Source organism: Thalassotalea coralli (assembly GCF_055786205.1).
In genome coordinates, this window is sequence record NZ_JBVVBK010000009.1 from 87,742 (window position 1) to 106,843 (window position 19,102).

The 19,102-nt window shown below is 39.3% G+C and carries 12 protein-coding genes; 2 read left to right on the plus strand and 10 right to left on the minus strand.

All coding sequences use genetic code 11. The annotated features are described in order from the left end of the window. The first annotated feature begins 568 nt into the window (after nt 1-568). On the plus strand, nt 569-2,920 hold the full coding sequence (locus ACOB80_RS19465) for a S8 family serine peptidase (protein WP_473167541.1): 2,352 nt from the start codon (nt 569-571) through the stop codon (nt 2,918-2,920). A gap of 243 nt (nt 2,921-3,163) precedes the next feature. After that, nucleotides 3,164-4,396 carry a DUF418 domain-containing protein gene (locus ACOB80_RS19470; protein ID WP_473167542.1) on the plus strand — a complete coding sequence of 411 codons (1,233 nt, stop codon included), beginning with the start codon at nt 3,164-3,166 and terminating at the stop codon, nt 4,394-4,396. A gap of 3 nt (nt 4,397-4,399) precedes the next feature. On the opposite strand, the gene ACOB80_RS19475 is transcribed toward ACOB80_RS19470, so the two are convergent. The 10 genes from ACOB80_RS19475 to secD all read right to left on the minus strand — a co-directional run bounded on the left by ACOB80_RS19475 (nt 4,400) and on the right by secD (nt 19,029). Next, nucleotides 4,400-5,149 (minus strand): substrate-binding periplasmic protein, encoded by a 750-nt coding sequence (locus ACOB80_RS19475; protein WP_473167543.1) that lies wholly within the window; start codon nt 5,147-5,149, stop codon nt 4,400-4,402. Nucleotides 5,150-5,257: 108 nt separating this feature from the next. After that, nucleotides 5,258-6,316 (minus strand): WD40 repeat domain-containing protein, encoded by a 1,059-nt coding sequence (locus ACOB80_RS19480; RefSeq protein ID WP_473167544.1) that lies wholly within the window; start codon nt 6,314-6,316, stop codon nt 5,258-5,260. A gap of 133 nt (nt 6,317-6,449) precedes the next feature. Continuing rightward, entirely contained in the window at nt 6,450-7,181 is a 732-nt protein-coding gene (locus ACOB80_RS19485) for a LytR/AlgR family response regulator transcription factor (protein WP_473167545.1), read from the minus strand. After that, on the minus strand, nt 7,174-8,697 hold the full coding sequence (locus ACOB80_RS19490) for a sensor histidine kinase (protein ID WP_473167546.1): 1,524 nt from the start codon (nt 8,695-8,697) through the stop codon (nt 7,174-7,176). Before ACOB80_RS19490 ends, ACOB80_RS19485 begins: the two co-directional genes overlap by 8 nt. A 92-nt stretch (nt 8,698-8,789) precedes the next feature. Continuing rightward, nucleotides 8,790-10,163, minus strand: a complete 1,374-nt coding sequence (locus tag ACOB80_RS19495; RefSeq protein ID WP_473167547.1) for a serine hydrolase domain-containing protein — start codon at nt 10,161-10,163, stop codon at nt 8,790-8,792. Between the two features lie 152 nt (nt 10,164-10,315). Continuing rightward, nucleotides 10,316-12,559, minus strand: coding sequence for an ABC transporter substrate-binding protein (locus ACOB80_RS19500; RefSeq protein WP_473167548.1), 2,244 nt, complete (start codon nt 12,557-12,559; stop codon nt 10,316-10,318). A gap of 239 nt (nt 12,560-12,798) precedes the next feature. Further along, complete coding sequence (locus ACOB80_RS19505; protein ID WP_473167549.1) at nt 12,799-14,865, minus strand: S8 family serine peptidase; 2,067 nt, start codon at nt 14,863-14,865, stop codon at nt 12,799-12,801. A gap of 433 nt (nt 14,866-15,298) precedes the next feature. After that, nucleotides 15,299-16,138 carry an SDR family NAD(P)-dependent oxidoreductase gene (locus ACOB80_RS19510; RefSeq protein WP_473167550.1) on the minus strand — a complete coding sequence of 280 codons (840 nt, stop codon included), beginning with the start codon at nt 16,136-16,138 and terminating at the stop codon, nt 15,299-15,301. A 66-nt stretch (nt 16,139-16,204) separates the two neighbouring features. Continuing rightward, the gene (gene secF, locus ACOB80_RS19515) at nt 16,205-17,161 is read right to left on the minus strand and encodes a protein translocase subunit SecF (protein ID WP_473167551.1); all 957 of its coding nucleotides are present in this window, start codon (nt 17,159-17,161) and stop codon (nt 16,205-16,207) included. Continuing rightward, nucleotides 17,158-19,029 carry a protein translocase subunit SecD gene (gene secD, locus ACOB80_RS19520; protein ID WP_473167552.1) on the minus strand — a complete coding sequence of 624 codons (1,872 nt, stop codon included), beginning with the start codon at nt 19,027-19,029 and terminating at the stop codon, nt 17,158-17,160. Before secD ends, secF begins: the two co-directional genes overlap by 4 nt. Between the last annotated feature and the right edge of the window lie 73 nt (nt 19,030-19,102).

The following is a 19,102-nucleotide window of genomic DNA, read 5'->3' on the forward strand; positions in this document are numbered from 1 at the left end:
TAGCTAAGCCTAGATTCTTTAACTAACGAGGTTTAATTTGCCTTTCACTTTCTTTTATTTGGCCACTTCAAGAATGTCTAAGGCGTATCTCATTTTTCCCTTGTTTAATATTGCTGCACGATAAGCCTTTAGTACTGAATTAATTGAAGGCCGAATACGAACTAGCGATTTGAGTGCGCTTAAGATTTTTTTCATTGATCTCTTTCTCATGTTAATTCCAATTGGTGGACAGTTTCGGTCACGTATTAGTCATTGTTATTTTTGTTATGAATCGACTAAGGATTATCAAAACTAAATCCAAGTTAGCTGATACTAATTCTTCCTCGTAAAGTCCCTAGTAATTTTGCGACAAGTTTTCACACAAAAACGACAAACAATGACTTTTCCCATAAATTTCAACAGGTTAAACTGTAACATTTTTTTAACTCTTAGACGCAACTGTGACAACTTATGTCGCCTCTTTGCTATTTAATATTCAGGTAATTTTGCAAGATGAATGACGACAACATAGTCAAGAATTAGAACTTGAGTAAATCAAGCAAAATATAAAAATCTGGGAGAATGTTAGATGAAATATTCACTATCAACACTTGCAACTGCTATAGCTGTCGCGACACTATCGAGCCAAGCTTTTGCAAGCGATTTAAAAAAAATGGAATCACCTAAAGCAGGTAACAAAGTTCAAGAAAGCTTTGCAAATTGGATGCAATCTGAAAAGGCACACTTTGATTACACAGACCGTTTTATTGTTGAGTACCACGGTAAAGTTAGTCGTGACTCTTTAACAAGTTCGTTAACGCAAAAAATGGGGGTTGAGTTAACGCACGTAAAAGTACTTAAAAACGGTAAGCATGTGTTAAAAATGGCTAAGCCTATGCACATGAAAAACATGAAAGAGCTACTAACGGTTGGCCACTCAATTGCTTCAATTAAGTCAATTGAGCCAGACCCTAAACGTCGTTTCTATTCGCAAATCCAACCTTGGGGTATCGCTCAAACACAGTCTGATCAAGTAAGTGATGCTGACGCAGCCAATACCACCGTTTGTATTATCGATTCAGGTTATGAGCAAACTAACCCTGATTTATCGGCAAATAACGCTAGCGGAACAAATAACTCTGGCACCGGAAACTGGTACCAAGCAGGCGGCTCACATGGAACTCACGTTGCTGGTACTATTGCCGGCGTGAACAACACTGAAGGTGTTGTAGGTGTTATGCCAAATACCAATGTAAACCTACATATCGTTAAAGTATTTAATGAAAGTGGCTGGGGTTATGCTGGCGATTTAGTTGATGCGGTAAATACGTGTGCAAACAACGGTGCAAAAGTAATCAACATGAGTTTAGGTGGCTCTGGTTCTAGTAATTCAGAGAGAAACTCATTACAAGCTGCAGCAGACAGCGGGATCTTGCTAGTTGCTGCATCTGGTAACGATGGTAATAGCACAAAGTCTTACCCTGCTTCATATGACTCTGTCGTTGCAGTTGGCGCTTTAGACTCAAACAACCAACACGCAGAATTTTCACAATACACAGATCAAGTTGAGTTGTCTGCGCCAGGTGAAGCAATTTTATCAACAGTAGCTGGCGATGGTCGTTTAGGCTCGATTACCATTAACGGTACAACCTATAGCAATGATCAAGTAGTGCCACAAACACGCTTTGTACAGAGTGGTTCAAACTTCGTGGTTAGTGACATTAACGGTAGTGGTTCTGGTATTTTGTCTAGCTGTACTATTAGTGGTTCAAGCTACAGCTGTGCTTCTAACGTATCAGGAAACATTTGTTTAGTTGAACGTAACGCTAACCAAGCAGGTAGCTCTTACCCTGAAATTAATGGCGTTAAAGCCTGTGTTGACGCCGGTGCATCTGGTGTTATTGTTTACGGTAATACAGAACGCCCAGGCTTACAAAACCCATTCCTAGTAGATGGTCCAGCAGATGTAACTGTTCCTACAGTGTCTGTTGACCGAGCACTTGGTCAAACATTAGCGGGTTTAATCGGCAATAGCGTTAATCTTTCTGTTGTTGGAAACCAAGACTATGCTTACTATAACGGTACGTCTATGGCGACTCCACATGTAGCAGGTGTCGCCGCGTTAGTGTGGAGTAACAACCCTGACTGTACTGCAACTGAAGTTAGAAATGGTTTAAATGCAACGGCACTAGATATCGACGTTGCTGGCAGAGATAACCGCACAGGCCACGGTATTGTGCAAGCAAAAGCAGCTTCAGATTACCTAGCGGCTAACTGTGGTGGCACAACGACACCTCCAACAGGCAATACCCTAGTGAAAGGTGTACCTCAAACAGGATTAGCTGCAGCTAAAGATGCAACGTTATCATTTACCATTGATGTTCCAGCAGGCGCAACGAATTTAACGTTCAATATGTCTGGCGGCACAGGTGATGCTGACTTATATGTTCGTTCAGGCTCTGCACCAACAACAAGTACTTATGATTGCCGCTCTTGGGCGTCAGGTAACACTGAATCATGTACATTTACCGCACCAACAGCTGGTACCTACTACGTTAACGTGGTTGCTTATAGTACATTTAGCGGCGCATCATTGACTGCTGATTATACTGAAGATAGCACTGGCGGCGGCGCTACTGGCGGTACGGCAACAGTTAATGATATTAGTGTAAACCGCAGAGCTTGGGTATACTATTCAATTGATATTCCCGCTGGAATGTCGACACTTGACTTTAATTTAAGCGGTGGTACTGGCGATGCAGATCTTTACATTCGCCAAGGCTCACAACCAACCTCAAGTTCATTTGATTGTCGCTCATGGGATTCAGGTAATACAGAATCTTGTTCATTCAATTCGCCTGCTGCTGGCACGTGGCACATAGGAATCTACGGCTACAGAAACTCTTCAGGGATTACACTTGATGCTAGTTACCAGCCATAGTTCCTAATTTTCTCTGGATATAAAAACAAAAAGGAGCGTAAGCTCCTTTTTTTTAACTTTAGTAATTATTTAACCCTACCTTTCAGCCTAATCCTCGACTATCGACCCTCAACCACAACCTCTGTTAAGCGAAATTAATTATCAGATTGTTAAATTAAGTTTTGCGCAACTCATAAAAGATATGTTATAACATCACAAATCATACGTTTGATAATAAAAAAGAATATTAAAGGGAGTGCAGTAATGCTTAATCATAGCGATAAAGCATTATCAAAAGGAAGAATAGAAGTTCTCGATATGATCAGAGGATTTGCGTTATGCGGCATCATATTCGCCAACCTCATGAGCTTTACAGGTTTTTATTCGTTAGAACTACAAGAGATACATGCACTTTCAAAATTAGATAGAGCAACATTATTCAGTATCGACTGGTTAATTGAAGGTAAATTTTACACCATATTTGCCATGCTATTTGGTGCCAGTTTCTTGCTGCTTTATCAAAAACGACAAAGTACATCATTTGCCAGATATTGGCGAAAACGCATGAGTGTTTTGTTATTGATAGGTTTTTGCCACTTGGGGGTGGTTTGGCACGGCGATATCCTCATTCTGTATAGTTTGTTGGGTATGCTGTTGCCATTTTTTATTCAATTTTCTAATAGAAATCTGCTCATTTCAGCGGTAATTTTATTTACAGTGCCACTGGCAATTCACTCGGTAGCTTACTTTACGGCAGCCAGTGAGTTTTGGTCTTCTCTTAGAAATGTAGCGCTTAGCTTCAAAAACAGTATGGGCTACGAAACAACTGAGCTTTTAGCAATGCGGATATCAAGTGACCCTGTTGATGTTTTTATCGCTAATATTTATAGCTCAATTCCGCGCCCAATGTCATACCTTATTACTGGCAGGCCATTTCAAGTACTAGCACAATTCCTACTGGGTATTTACTTTATGCGCTTGTTATCAACGGGCGACAAATTATCGTGTTTTATTAGTACTAAAAACCTAGTGTTTCTGTTTCTCGCGGCACTAGGGTTAAACTTTATTTATGCTTACATCAAAGCACTTACAGGAAGCCCGTTTTCATTAACACAGCAAGGATTATTTCAAGGGCTATGCTACCATCTTGGTGCCATAACACTAGCGCTTTGTTACTTGGCACTGCTTTTCAAGATAAGCAAAAATGCTATTCCATTCACTCTTAAGTGGCTCACTTATTTAGGGAGAATGTCGTTAACCATATATCTAATGCAAACTTCGCTTTGTGTACTTATTTTTTATGGCTATGGATTAGGCCTAATGGGACAAGTACCATTTTGGAGCATTGGACTATTCGGGGTATCGATATTGGCTTTTCAGTATCTATTCAGTAAGAACTGGCTACAATATTGGAAACAAGGGCCAATCGAAGCTTTATGGCGAAAATCAGTGGAACCTATTAACGAATTTCCTGTGAAAAAGCGCATACATAACTAATCGCTACTCAACCAAATATTTACGTTTTATTTCTGCTATTCGGCCTTGTTGTTCAAGAGCTTGCAATTGTTTATCAATAAAGGATATTAATGCTTTGGTATCTATGTTTGAGTTGAGAGCCGGTGTTATCGCAGCATACACGGGCTCTTTACTAACACAGCCTGCATTCCTGATATTGCTAATTTTCTCTGCTCTCAATAAATAGTTGGTGGAGTTTCGTGTGAATATAAAGCTATCAATTCTATGCTTGCCTAATTTGCCGACATTTTGTTTTATAAAGCGTTCATGATAAGGCTGGTACTGAAACACTTCTGGGTGCTTTAAGCGCCAGTCATTTAACTCAACAATCGAGGTATCTTGCGCTATGCCAACTCTTTGATTGAGTAAAGAGTCTGGCCCCGTGTATTCCCAGTTACTGCCCTCTAGCGTGAAAAAGCACATTTGCTGAAAGCCGACAGGTTGCTCAGGGTAAATTAAATGAGGAGCTTCTTTTTTTGCAGGGGCAAGTAGCATATGTAAATTGCCGTCTTCCACACCTTTAATTGCTCTTGACCAAGGAAAGTAGTCAATAGTGAGTTGATAGTCGCTACCTTCAAAAACCGCGTCTATAGTATCGATAATATACCCTTTGTCGTTCGCTTCAGGGCAGATTTGAGGGCACCAATCTATAGCTGCTACTTTTAATTGCTGAGCAGCAGAAATATAAGAAACAAACACTAAAAATATTACAGCGATTCGAGTGAAATACGACATTCAACTTTACTGGTGTACCACAAAAGATAAGCTTACATACTATAAAAGGAAAGGTATACTGCCAAGCGTTATTTAGCAGTACACCTTGAGTTTGTTATGTGAAACGACTTATAAACGCCAAACTATAATGCTTCCATCTGCACCAGAACTAATAAGCTCATGCCCGTCTGTGGTAAAATTCAAATTAGTAACATCATTTGCATGTCCATTGAATGTTGCTATTTGTTCTCCTGTCACAACATTCCAGGCTCTCATTGTAATATCATTCTCACTACCATTAACCTGCCAATGATACTGCAGGAATTCACCAAATAACCCCTTATCTCGACCACCACTAACGAGTACCGAGCTATCTGGCATAAAAGCTAATTTATAAATTGAGTAAGATTCACCTTTAAGTGTTTTGATGAATTTCCAAGTATGAGCATCCCAAAGCTTGATTGTGTAATCATCACCTGCTGAAGCCAACACTTTACCATCATCACTAAACGCTAAATCTAGCACGGCTTCAGAGTGTTCTTTTAATGTGTGCGATAACTGGCCTGTTGCGACTTTCCAGACCTTAATCAGACTATCCTCGCCAGAACTTAGTAGATATTCATTGTCTGGACTAAAGGCGACTCCCCAAGCATCGCCCTCATGCTGACCTAGTACTGTTTGCTCTTCAGTCTCTACATTCCAAATTCTAGCGGTATCATCCGTGCTCACACTCGCTAACAACAGACTATTTGAACTAAACGATAATTTCGTTATAAAGCCTTCATGGCCCAAAAAGGTCTTGAGTAATTTACCGTCTGACACACGCCAAACTCTAACGCCATAATCATAGCTTCCTGTTGCTAACAGCTTCCCATTTGGACTAAATTCAACAGCAGGAACCCCTTCTGGATGAGGTAATATATGGACGATTTCACGCTCATTTTTGTTCCAGATCGTAACTCCAGGCTGGGAACTTCCTATTGCTAATAACTCATTATTTGGATGTAAATCTGTCTTACACACACTGTTTTTGTGCACAACACACATATCAGCTTTAAATACTTCGCTCGCAGAAAAAGTATTTGCTGACCCTTTTGAAGATGAAGATACTTCTCCATCAGAAGAGTTTGCACACCCGCTAATAAAGGCCCCAATAAACATTGCGATTATTTGATGATTTAGTTTCATTTTTAACTCCACATTTAACTGACAGAGGGTAAATTACGCTAAATTAGAAACCGAAAATAATGAGAAATGATAAAGGTTAATAAAGTCGTGATGAATGGACGCTTTTTACGGACAAAAGAATAACAGGTACCAGCTAACTCCTTAATATTAAAGGAATGGTATTCTTGAAACTTTTTCCAATAGGTATATTAGTATTAGAGTCTAGAGTAATTGAATTGTTTTCTATACTCAGCACACTGTTTTTATTGATGATATAGGATTTATGCACTTTAACAAAATGTGAATCACACAATTCATCTACAAAGCTTGTTAATGTTCTTGGAGTAAGAAGACAGTTCCCATTAACCCAGAGTTTTACATAATTCCCATAGGCTTCAAGGTAATCGATATCAGAAAGTAGCACTCGTATATTTTTGCGGTCAACTTTAACAAATATCGCGTCTTTATTAGTTTTATTTTCAATGAGGTTAGCAGAGCGCTCCAACGACGATTCTTTCTCAGAAATAGCCCATTTATGCGCCTTTTGTACAGCTTTAACAAATCGCTCAAATCTAAATGGTTTTAATAAATAGTCGCACACATCGAGATCATACCCTTTCAAAGCGTATTCTTGATGAGCCGAAGTAACGATAACTATCGGGTTAGTTGGTAATAGCTCCAGTAAATCTAATCCTTTGATTGCAGGCATATTAATATCTAAAAATACAATATCGACGTTTTTACTAGGGATATCTTTTAATGCTTTTATTGGGGAATAATAGCTATCAATGATATCTAGATTTTCTAACTCTTTAGCATATTGAATGATCACGTCATGTGCTAATGGTTCATCATCAACAATCACCGCAGAAAGTATTTTAGTCATACGCTATTTCCAACGTTGTACTAAAAATATTATTGGTATTGGATACAACCAATCGAGCACGTTCCTGATAGATAAGCTCTAACCTTCTACGAAGATTAGCAAGCCCAACACCAGAAGATTTTGCCTCTTCAGTTTTAATGGTATCAGAAGCTAATGTGTAATCTTCTTCGAAACTATTTTCACACCTAAAAAACATAGTCTTTTCCTTGACCTCTAAAAAAATCTTGATAAAACAATCCCCTTCAGATTTTTCTACACCATGTTTAAACGCATTCTCTACTAAAACAACTAACAATAACGGCGCAATCATAACGCCATTTGGTGCATCAGCTAACTCGACTGACACATCTAGATTCTTGTTGTTTCGTATTAAATGTAAGTTGATATAGTCTTGTAAATATTTAGTTTCGCTTGCAAGGCTAACACGATCTTCTTTTCCCTGGTAAACAACATATCTCATTAATTCAGCCAGCTGCAACACAACCTCAGAAGCTTTATCAGATTTGGTCAAGGTTAAAGCATAAAGGTTATTCAATGTATTAAAGAAAAAGTGCGGATCAACTTGTTGCTTTAGTAAATTTAACTCAGTTTGCGTTTGTTCTGCCTGCAGTGCCGTTAGCTTGCCAACATTTTTATGCCACTGCAGATTTAAAACAATAGGTAGGCTTACAATCATAACAGCAAAGGCAACACGAGCATTGTTTAGATCAAATGCATTACTACCATGACCCGGTAATATTGGTTCCCCCATATAATTGATAGGCATTAACAACGCAAGTTGAGCAACTATGGGATATAGCACGATCAAGCAAGCTGACACCGCTAGAAAATACACAAATGCGCCATTACTCTTCAATACACGCTTAACAAGTAGGTAATGATTAACAAAATAAAATAGATACCCGGTAAAAAATAGTCCAAAGAACTGCAAAGCAATCATTAAAAAGGTAGGAAAATTTTGCAGTACTTCATTCAGGTTAATAGCAACATTGACACTGTTTTTTTCTCGCCAAAGTGATAAATCTGATGTCACCCAAAGAGCGACAATAACGGCTAAAATCGCCATACTCAAAAGTAACCAAAACTCTAGATTAAAAAACACAACCAATTGACGCTTGGTTACCCGATTTTTTAATTTTTGATTGATGAACAGTAATAAAGAGATGACAACAAACTGAATAGGTAAAAAGTGATCTAGCGATTGAATTGTTATCGAGTTTTTAGACAACAATTCAATTGCGTATAAGACTACTGGCCACAACAGAAACACAGACAAACCAAAACATAGGTATGCGCGATATTGAATCGACGCTTTTAACTTTTGTTGATAAGCAACAAAAAGCAAAATGGGGCATAGCTCAATACAGATAACCAAAAAAGCTGTAAGAAATTCAGCCCATGGAGAGAAACTATATTGAGTAGCACCACCAACCAAGTTCCAGCCGATCAGCGTCAAATAAACCCACTCTTCACGAGTCGACAAATAACCAGCTATCTTATCTAAAAATGACGTCATTCTATTATAGTGACGAGTGCTACATTATTTGTCATGAAAAAAATGACCAAAGTCAGTATTTTTATGACGAAAGTCACTGAACGACTAAAGTTCTATTGTCTAGAAGCGGTTTTTATCATAGGCACCGCACTCTTCTTGCCACTTTGCTCTAAGTAAAGCATTTTTCCGTCATCGGTAAAATGGTAAAACATTGGATCTGCATAAAGTTGCTCCAAGACGAAGACTCCAGCACCTTTAGATACTAATTTATCTTTAAAGCCATCAGGAAAAACAATGTATAAACTCCCGTTTTCAGCTGTGAATTGAGAAGACTGTTCAGGGCGTTTTTCATCCGTATAGGTACCTTGATATTTATCTAGTTCTTCATCAGAAAGTAACTTAACCTCAGGATTGAAGTAGGCTTTACTAATAGCAGCAAATACGCTGGCGAAATTATCATTTGCCCCATTAGAGCTAAGTACAATCGCGACTTGTTCTTCAGGAAAGTAGACACCGGCAGATTTAAAGCCGTCAATAGTCCCTCTATGACCATAAGCGGTTTTGCCTGCTAATGTATATTGAGCAAGGCCGAGTCCATACCCATCTCGAATTTTCATCATTTTATTGAGGCTATCCTTGTTAACAAGTTCTTCACTAAATAAAGCGTTTAAAAACTTAGCAACTTCACGCGGAGTTGAAATAATAGAACCAGCACCAAATCCAATTGAAAGATCAGTTTCGGGAAGACGCTGCCACCTCTCTTTAAATCTATAGGAGTACGCTTCTTTTTCCTCAACTTGCCTACTACTTAAATCACTGGCGTCAAATGTATTTTCTAACGACAGTGGCGTGCTAATGTATTGCTGAAGAAGAGCACCATAGGGCATATCAAAAACCATTTCTAACACTAAACCTAGTAGAAAATAGTTAGAGTTACTGTACTGTGCCTGGGTGTCTGGCGAAAAGTCGCTATTGTACTTTTTAATCTTCAACAACATTGTGTCTTTTGACGTAAATTCCGTGTGGTAGGCAAAAAAATCTTTGTCCTTAGTGTAACTTGGTATACCACTTCGATGCTGTAATAAGTGCTGGATAGTAATATGCTGAGCATTGGGATAGTCATCGACAAACTGGCTAAGTGGTGTCTCTAATGTTAATTTTTTTTCCTCTATTGCTTTGAAAATTAACGTGGCCGTATAGCTTTTGGAAATAGAACCAATTCTAAACAGTGACTCAGCATCAATAAGCTCACCTTCTTCAACATTTTCATAACCAAGGAAGTAATGTAAAGAGACTCCAGATTGATTTACAGCGCTCAAGCTCCCCATAAACAGCTCTTGATTTTCAATATTAGAGAAAAGGGAAGATAAGCGACTCTCTGCCGAGTCTACATATTCTTGATCATTTAGTTGAATTTGTTGGCTCGTATTCTTATCTGAACATGAAAACAATAATACCGTAAGGATGAGACAGCTTAATTTATACATGACAAAGGCTCCGGTTTAGTTAATGTGAGAACAGAGCAAAAAACCAACCAACATTTAATATACTGTTTTTATTAGCATTTATTAAATTAGAGGAGTGACCGAACACCTAGGTATGTGTTCGCGAACACTTAAGTAAGTTAGGTGGAATGAATCTATCGAATAAACTCGCAACAGCTGCGATAAATTTCATTAATATCAATAGGTTTACCAAGATGCTCCCGAAAACCATTTTCAAGGTAGTAATTCTTCTCTTTTTCGAATACGTTTGCTGTTAAAGCAACAATAGGAATATCAGGATATAGCTCATTGATAATTTTGCACGCTTGCACTCCATCCATGATCGGCATTTGTATATCCATAAAAACGAGATCAAACTGTTGTTTCCCTGTTTTATTTACCGCTTCTTGACCATTAACAGCTACAACTATTTCAGCATTGGTTGGTTTCATCATCGAGCAAAATATAGTTTGATTAATGCGATTATCTTCCGCAAGTAAAATGACCTTCCCTGTAAGATCAGGCGCTTTGATTTGCTCTGGCTTATTTGTAGTTTCTATAACATCTACTTTTTCCAGTGGCAGTTCAACAGTTACTTGAGTGCCCTTGTCTAATTCACTACGTACCGAAATTTTGCCATTCATAATGTCAATCAAGCTTTGAGTGATCGCCATACCAAGGCCAGTACCGCCAAATTTTCGGGTGGTCGAGTTGTCAGCCTGTTCAAAACGATTAAACAGTTTATCTATCGCCACTTTAGACATACCGATTCCCGTATCTCGCACGATAAATTGCAACGCACCACTACTATGCTGATTTACTTCGATTGTTACTTCACCTCTCTCGGTAAATTTGACTGCATTTGAACTGATGTTAAGCAAAATTTGTTTAACGCGAACTGCATCTCCTCGCCAGCCGTTGTGATAACTATGACCACGTTTAAGATTAAGAGATATACCTTTGTGCTTTGCCTCTGGTTCAAGTAATAGCATGATTGAATCAGTAATATCAGCCAAACTAAAGGGTCTACTTTCTATCTCAAGTTTGCCGGCTTCAATTTTCGAAAAATCGAGAATATCGTTGATAATAGTTAATAGGGTTTTTGAAGAGAACAAGGCTTTATTAAGTAAATCGCCAGCTTCACCATTCTGTGGCATTTGCTGAAGTATCTGTAACGTACCTAAAACACCATTCATTGGCGTTCTAATTTCATGGCTCATGTTCGCTAAAAACATCGTTTTTGAGTGATTGGCTTCCTCAGCGGCCAATTTGGCCGATTCAACTTCTTGCTTTTGCTTAGAAAGTAATTCGTTGTGCTCAATCAGTTTTTGATTTTTCGCTTCTAGTGCTCTAGTTTGCTGCTCCACTATTTTCTTTAATCGACTATTAAAGCGTGCCTGAACCCCCATATAACCTAAAGAAACTAGGATAAGAAGTACCAAACCATAAAGTACATTGTTATCAATCATATAGGGCTGGTCTATATATTCCTCGATAAAAAGACCATCCAAGCTACCCGTAGCTGGTGCCAAATTTAAATCAATATAGGTTTGAGCAATACGATTAAATCTTTCAGGAATTATCGTGCCTATTGGTGCCAAATCAGCTTTGACTAAAGATTGGGTAACTCTCGCCTCTTGGAGTAAAACGTCATTAGAGGCACTTTGATCATACTTAGTTAAAATAAGCTTGACGATTTCTTCTTGATTATTAAGCGCATATTGCCACCCCTTATGTGTAGCTTCGACAAATCGAGCGACACTTTCAGGATCATTTTTAGCTCTATTTTCCGTGGTAAAGAGCAAATCACCATAAAAATCGATACCATAACTTGCTGGATCTATTATGTTTATTTCAATGTTTCTTTTTTCATATTTGAATGGTTGATCTGAGCGATAAGCAGACATTACATCCACTTCTTCATTCAAAATTGCCCAATCATCAAAATTATGAGGAATAAAGCTGTAATCGTTAACACTTAAACCAAACAACTCCATCAAGGCCTGCAACGATGCGTCATCAACACTGCGTTGAAACATTACCTTTTTACCCTGCAAATCGTAAGGGCTAGTAATATTGGCATCTTTCTTGGAAATAAATATGAGAGGGCTGGTTTGAAAAATTGTAGAGGCAATAACCAATGGCTGATTATTTAAACGCTGAACAACAATAGAAGAATCTGCAACACCAAAGTCAGCTTTGCCGTCAAGCACATCTTGAATAGCACTCGATTTGATATCCCTTTCTCTTATCGTAACATCAAAGCCAGCGTCTTGATAAAAGCCTTGCTCTTTTGCAGCGTAAAAGCCTGCAAATTGAAACTGGTGAAACCATTTTAGCTGTAAAACAACCTTTTCTTCTGCCGCTACTGACAGAGGTAGCAAAAGAAAAAGGAGCAATATTTTTTTCATTTATAAGAATATGTTACTTGATCTTACTCTTAGCATAGTCGTTATCTAGAATTAATGTTCTTTAATTTTTCAATACTTGGGTAATTAACCTACATTTCAGACTTCTGTTTAATTTACTTGGAAAGATAAGCCATCAACCCCCTTAATCGAAAAAAAGCTAGCACAGAATCTCATTGTTGCTAGCTTTTCATTGATTAACTCATTTTCAAAATGTCAACTTCAAAGCTCTATTGACATTGACCTTGATATTGCCAAACATTTGAAAATATCTCAGGACTAGCGCCCGTTGACCACCATGTCGCTTCGTAGAGTTTTCCGTTATAAGCTACTTTATCACCGACACTATAAGACTGTGTCGCAGACCAAGCATTTACCCCATTACAACCCGTTTGAACATCATCTTCTACCGTCACTTGTTGACTAGCGGTATCACTTAGGCCCTCCGCATCATAAACAGTTAAACTAACCGTATAGGTGCCAGCAGCACCATATGTGTGGTTAGGGTTGGTTTGAGACGAGCCGTTACCATCACCAAAACTCCACTGATAAGAAGTTACTCCCTTATCATCTGTTGCGCTGTTGTTAAAAGCGACTTGAAGTTTATTCGCTTGAAAATTAAAACCTGATTGTGGCGGTAAGTTTTGACCATTGCCAGATCCCTGACATTGATCTAAACGTCTCCAAACATTGCTGTAAATATCAGGACGAGCGCCAGTTGACCACCATGTTGACTCATAATCATATCCATCATAATTGACTTTATCACCTGCACGGTAGCTCGTAGTCGCCGACCATGCGACTTCACAATCACCGATAATAATATCGTCACTTACCGTTACAGACTTTGATGTAGAATCTGTTTGACCGATTGTATCGGTTACCGTAAGAGTCACTTGATATGTACCGGCAGCGGCATAAATATGATTGGGGTTAGTTTGCGATGAATTAGTGCCATCGCCAAAAGACCATGCTCTTGATTGCACGCCTTTATCGTCAGTAGAGGTATCACTAAATGACACACTTAGTTTGTTTGCGGTGTGAGAAAAACTCGCGTTAGGTGGCAAATCTTCTGGAGGTGTGCCACAAGAGTTTTGTAAATAGTCACTCGCTGCTTTCGCTTGAACAATACCATATCCATATTGGCTATCACGCCCAGGAGTGCCTTTATCCAGAGCTGACTGATTCATCGCTTCACGAATTTGTGAGGCAGAACACTGCGGATTGTTTCCCCAAATCAATGCCGCAACACCGGATACATGAGGCGTTGCCATTGATGTACCACTTAACGCACTATAGCCACCATTGTTATAAGTAGAGTTAACACCGACACCAGGAGCCGCGATTTCTACTTGGCTGTTATATTGAGAGAAACTTGCTCGATTTCCCGAAGAGTCAACCGCAGCAACAGACATAACTGAACTATACGACGCTGGGTAAGAAATACTGCTATTGCCATCGTTACCAGCAGCAGCAATATTTAATACGCCAGCAGCATATGCTTGATCAAACGCACTTTGCTCTGCAGACGAAGAGCCACCTCCACCTAAACTCATACTGATAACAGTAGAGCCAGCTGCTCGACATTGGCTTATCGCCTGAATAAGGTCAGATCCATAGGCCCAATTTCCAGCATCATTAAATACTTTAACTATGTGCAAGCCTAAGCGACCAGATGGGTTAACGCCCACTACCCCTTGTCCGTTACCACCAATTGCAGCGATAGTGCCGGCTACATGTGTACCGTGACCATTACCGTCGTTATACCAATTGCCAGAATCAACTGAACCATAGCCATCATCGCCAGTAACACCTGAACTCGGTAAATCCGGGTGATTTAACATATAACCCGTATCTACAACACATACTTTTTGATTAATGGTGCCAGCATCAGACAATTGATTTGCCTGAACCATGGTTATGCCATATGGCGTTGATTCTGCGTATAAATAACGCTTTGGATCTATTTCTATAGACTCAATACTAGCATTCAGTTTCATCAACTGGTGTTGTTTTTTGTTTAAGCGCAAAGCGACAACACCAAATTCAGGAACTTTCTGTAAAACCTCAACATCCATGCCCTTAGTAACTGCTTGTAGGGCATTATCTAAAGATTCAACGCTAGTAATACCATCTTTACCAGGTTTGAAGCCCTTTGTAGATGCTTTAAATTTAACAATAAAGCGTTGTTCCGCGTTAATATCAACACCTTCAGGAGACTGAGCAATAGCTAAGCTGCTGGCGACAACACTTGCCGTCAATACAGCATTACTTACTATTTTGGTTGTAATTTTCATTATGTTTTTCTCATTATTTGTTTTTGTTTTGCCGATTACCTCGGCCTAGCTCACAAGTACAAACCCCTAAATAACACTTGTGATTCACAAATAATTAACACAACTTAAACATACTTCATATAGTATCTGAGATACTATTTCATTATATCATTTAGCCAAAAAGCACCGTGCTTATAACTACGAAAAATGTAGTCTAATCTACCTTGTCTATTTACTAGCCAAGGTGAAATGGATACCTTAAAAATAGGAAAAGTACTGTAGAGCTTTTAATGCTTGCAAAGAATTAGTTATTCCAATTAGCTATAAATTGATAATTTCCTCTTTGACTTCTGTTAAGCATGTATATAGTTTTTGCTTATAGATACGCGTAACTGGCCACTTTTTATAAGCCTGAAAAGCATAAGGGATTAGCCATAACGCTTTACTTCAAGCCTTACTTCAATAGTAATCCACCATCGACGTGAATACATTGCCCTGTAATGTAACGTGCATCATTACTCATTAAAAACGAAGCTAACTTAGCTACTTCAAGCGGCATACCTAGACGTGCCATAGGAATTCTGTCGATGATGCGCTTTAATGTATCTTCGCTTGGTGGCGTATGATCTGGCGAGTTTTTCTTAATATAACCAGGACAAATACTATTAGCGGATATCCCTTGGTTTGCGTATTGCGCTGCATAGGATTTAGTCATAGCCTCAAGGGCAGCTTTAGCAGCACTAGAAGCAGGCATAACCATTTCTCCTAGCAAATACTTATGCGCAAGAAATGAACTCACTGTGATAACACTAGCGTTTTGGGCTTGTTTAAGTAAGGGCGTTAACTCAGCGAGTAATAAAAAGTTCGCGTTAACTATACTCATTAAAGACTGATTAAAATTCTCTGCCGTTTGCTCTTCAAAATTACGCCAATCAGGAAATCCAGCGTTGCAGACAAGTCCGGTTAACTCATTTGTTTTGGCTTTTACAGTATCGATTACCGCTTCAACATCTTGGGCTTTGGTTAGATCAGCCAATATCAAATGAACATTTGCCCCCTTTTGCTCACATTCACTTTTTAACAGCTCAAGCCCTTTTTTATTGTTTCGAGTATGCAAAAAAAGCGTCACATCTTGTGAAGCTAGCTCACGCGCGATTGCCGCACCTATGCCACTTCCTGCACCGGTAATTAAAAATGACTTGTTCATAAAGGAGTAAGTTTTGTTAAATGAGTCGATAATGCCAAGAATTGTATACAAAAATAGAATATCAGAAAAGGCTAGGATATTAGCCAAGAGCTAATGCCCTAGAACTAATGCCCTAGCCTATTAAAAACTTATTCTAAATTAGCATGAAGCCGTTTAAGGTAAGTCGCAAACCACCTCTTCTTGTCGTTGATAATAATCAGCCGTTAACCCCATTAACTGTGGCACGGTTGCAGATATAGCGATGGAAGAAAACGTACCCACCAAAATACCGGTAAACAGCGCGACAGAAAAACCCGCTAGCGATTCACCAGCGAAAAACCATACCGCTAAAATTGTCGCGAGTGTCGTACCGGAGGTTATCATCGTGCGCACTAAGGTAGATTTAATCGCGAGATTTATTACCTGTTCAATGGTCTTGTTGCTGGTCATTTTCATAAGCTCACGAACCTTATCACCAACAATTATCGAATCATTCAGTGAATAGCCAATAATAGCTAATAAACTCGCCAGCGTGGTTAAATCAAAAGACAAACCTAACCAAGAAAATACACCTAGTACAACAATCACATCATGAAACAGCGCAACTACCGCCCCCATCGCCAAGCGCCATTCAAAACGAAACGACAAATAAACCATAATAGCTAACAGCGCAGTAAGCATAGCTAAACCGCCTTGATTGATAAGCTCATCTCCTACTTGGCTACCAATGTATATAGCGTCTAGCGGTTTAATGTTATAACCACTTTGCTCGGCAAAATCTGCTAGCCACGCTTTACCTTTGAAACTTGTTTCGGTATCAGGCTGACGAACCGTCCAATGGCTACCATTTTCTGCAGAATCAACTTTAAACGTATCAGGAAGGTAAGCCATTAAGGCACTTTCCATCTCAGGTTTGGCAACAGATTCACTGGTGGTAAATTCTGTTAAGTAGCCACCGGTAAAATCTAGCCCCAAATTTAAGCCTCGAGTGAACAAGCCGAATAAAGCGATCACTACAAATACTGCGGCAAAGTAAAAGCTTGCTACACGAAACTTAGTTAACGGCTGAGCGCTTGTTTGGTTGTTAGAAGGCGCATCTGAATGATTCTCTAAAGGTAATTGTGTGCTCATGCTTTTACTCCTTCTTTTACACCTAACAGTTGAGGTTTATTTTCTCGAATGGCGAGACTGGTGAGTGCTTTAGAGACAAATACGCCCGTAAACATGCTAGTGACAATGCCAAGACATAAAATAATAGCGAAACCTTTTACTGGGCCGTAGCCGATAGAGTAAAGAATAATGCCGGTGATAAGCGTCGTAATATTTGAATCAAAAATGGTGGTAAATGCGCCTTTGTACCCAAGCTCTATGGCCATCAAGGTTTTGCGTCCGCGCCTTAACTCCTCCTTGATCCGTTCAAATATAAGTACATTAGTATCAACCGCCATACCGACAGTAAGTACTAACCCTGCAATACCAGGTAAGGTTAACACTATACCGGGTAATAGCGACATTAAGCCAATTAAGCTGACCAAGTTAAAGGCCAAAGCTAAGTTTGCAATAAGCCCTAATGAGCGATACCAAAACGCCATAAACAACAGGGTAAAAGATACGCCTATCGTTAAAGCTTTAACGCCATGTTTAATATTATCTGCACCTAATGTTGCTTCTATACTGCGCTGTTTAACGATAGTGACAGGTGCACTTAACGAACCAGCTCTTAGTAACAAAGACAAATCTTGAGCCGCCTGCGGACTAGACATATTGGTGATACTAAATTGCGAACCTAAATGCTGCTGAATGGTGGCAACAGAGATAATTTTACTTTTCTTTACCATCTCGTTTTTACTATCGCGATAGTACTCAGAAAACACAGTAACGATAGGGTTACCGACATTCTTTTTAGAAAAGTTAGACATCTTTTTACCGCCAACACTGTCTAATACTAGGCTGACAAGAGGCAAACCCATCTCGTCTGTACCCGCTTTAGCATTTTTGATATTACTACCAGAAAAGATAACTTTACTGTTCAGACGATACTGACGACCGTTCTCATCTGTCATACGCTTTACGCCAGCAGCTTTTGAATAATCCGCTAACTGGTAAAAATCTAACGATGCTGTGGCACCAATAATGCGCTTTGCTTCTTCAGGATTATGTACGCCCGGTAATTCAATACGAATACGGTTTTTACCTTGTTTTATCGTAACCGCCTCCGTAATACCTAACTCTTCAATACGGCCACGCATGGTTTTTAACGTTTGCGCCATCGTTTCCTGACGAAATGCCTGCTGCTCTTGCTGAGTATAAGTTAACGCATATTGCTGCTCGCCCGTTTGCTGCTTGGCAAGCTCAGGATAGGTTTTTAGCACTTTATTAATTAACGCTGCATTTGCATTATCGTTTGCTTTAGCAAAGTTAACTTCTAAAGTATTAGCATTAGGATGCGACACACGAACGCCGCGCACACGTTGTTCCATCGCAAGAGATTTAACCTCTAAGCCTATGCTTTTTAATCTGTCTTCAAGTGCTTGTTCTGTATCAACTTCAAGTACAAACAGCACACCGCCGCTTAAATCTAAACCAAGTTTAATTGGCTTTACGCCTAGAGAATTAAGCCAAGCAGGCGCGCCGCTGACTATTTCACTCTCCACCGAATAATTTGAGCCAAGCGACTCATTTAATACACTTTTAGCGAGGTATTCCTGTGTTTTATCTGACAGTACTATTGAGCCTTCACCATTAAGGGTGTGGATCTGCTCAACGTTAACGCCTTGCGCTTCGAGTAAGCTTTTTATCGAATGAGGGGTAAATTGATCACTGCTATCGGTACTCGCTTGAGCACCTTGTGAGTTGGCAGACAGTTGAATATTAACCTTGTCAGGAAAAATATTAGGTAACGCACTTAGCACCAAACACACTAACGTGATGGCGATAACGATATACTTCCATTTCGCATAACGATTATGCGTAATTGGCATTGTTTTAGTTGGATTCATCTTAAAATCTCGAAAATAATGCCCACCGCCGTTTTATATAAAACCCTGCGGCAAGCCACTAATGCCACCAGTT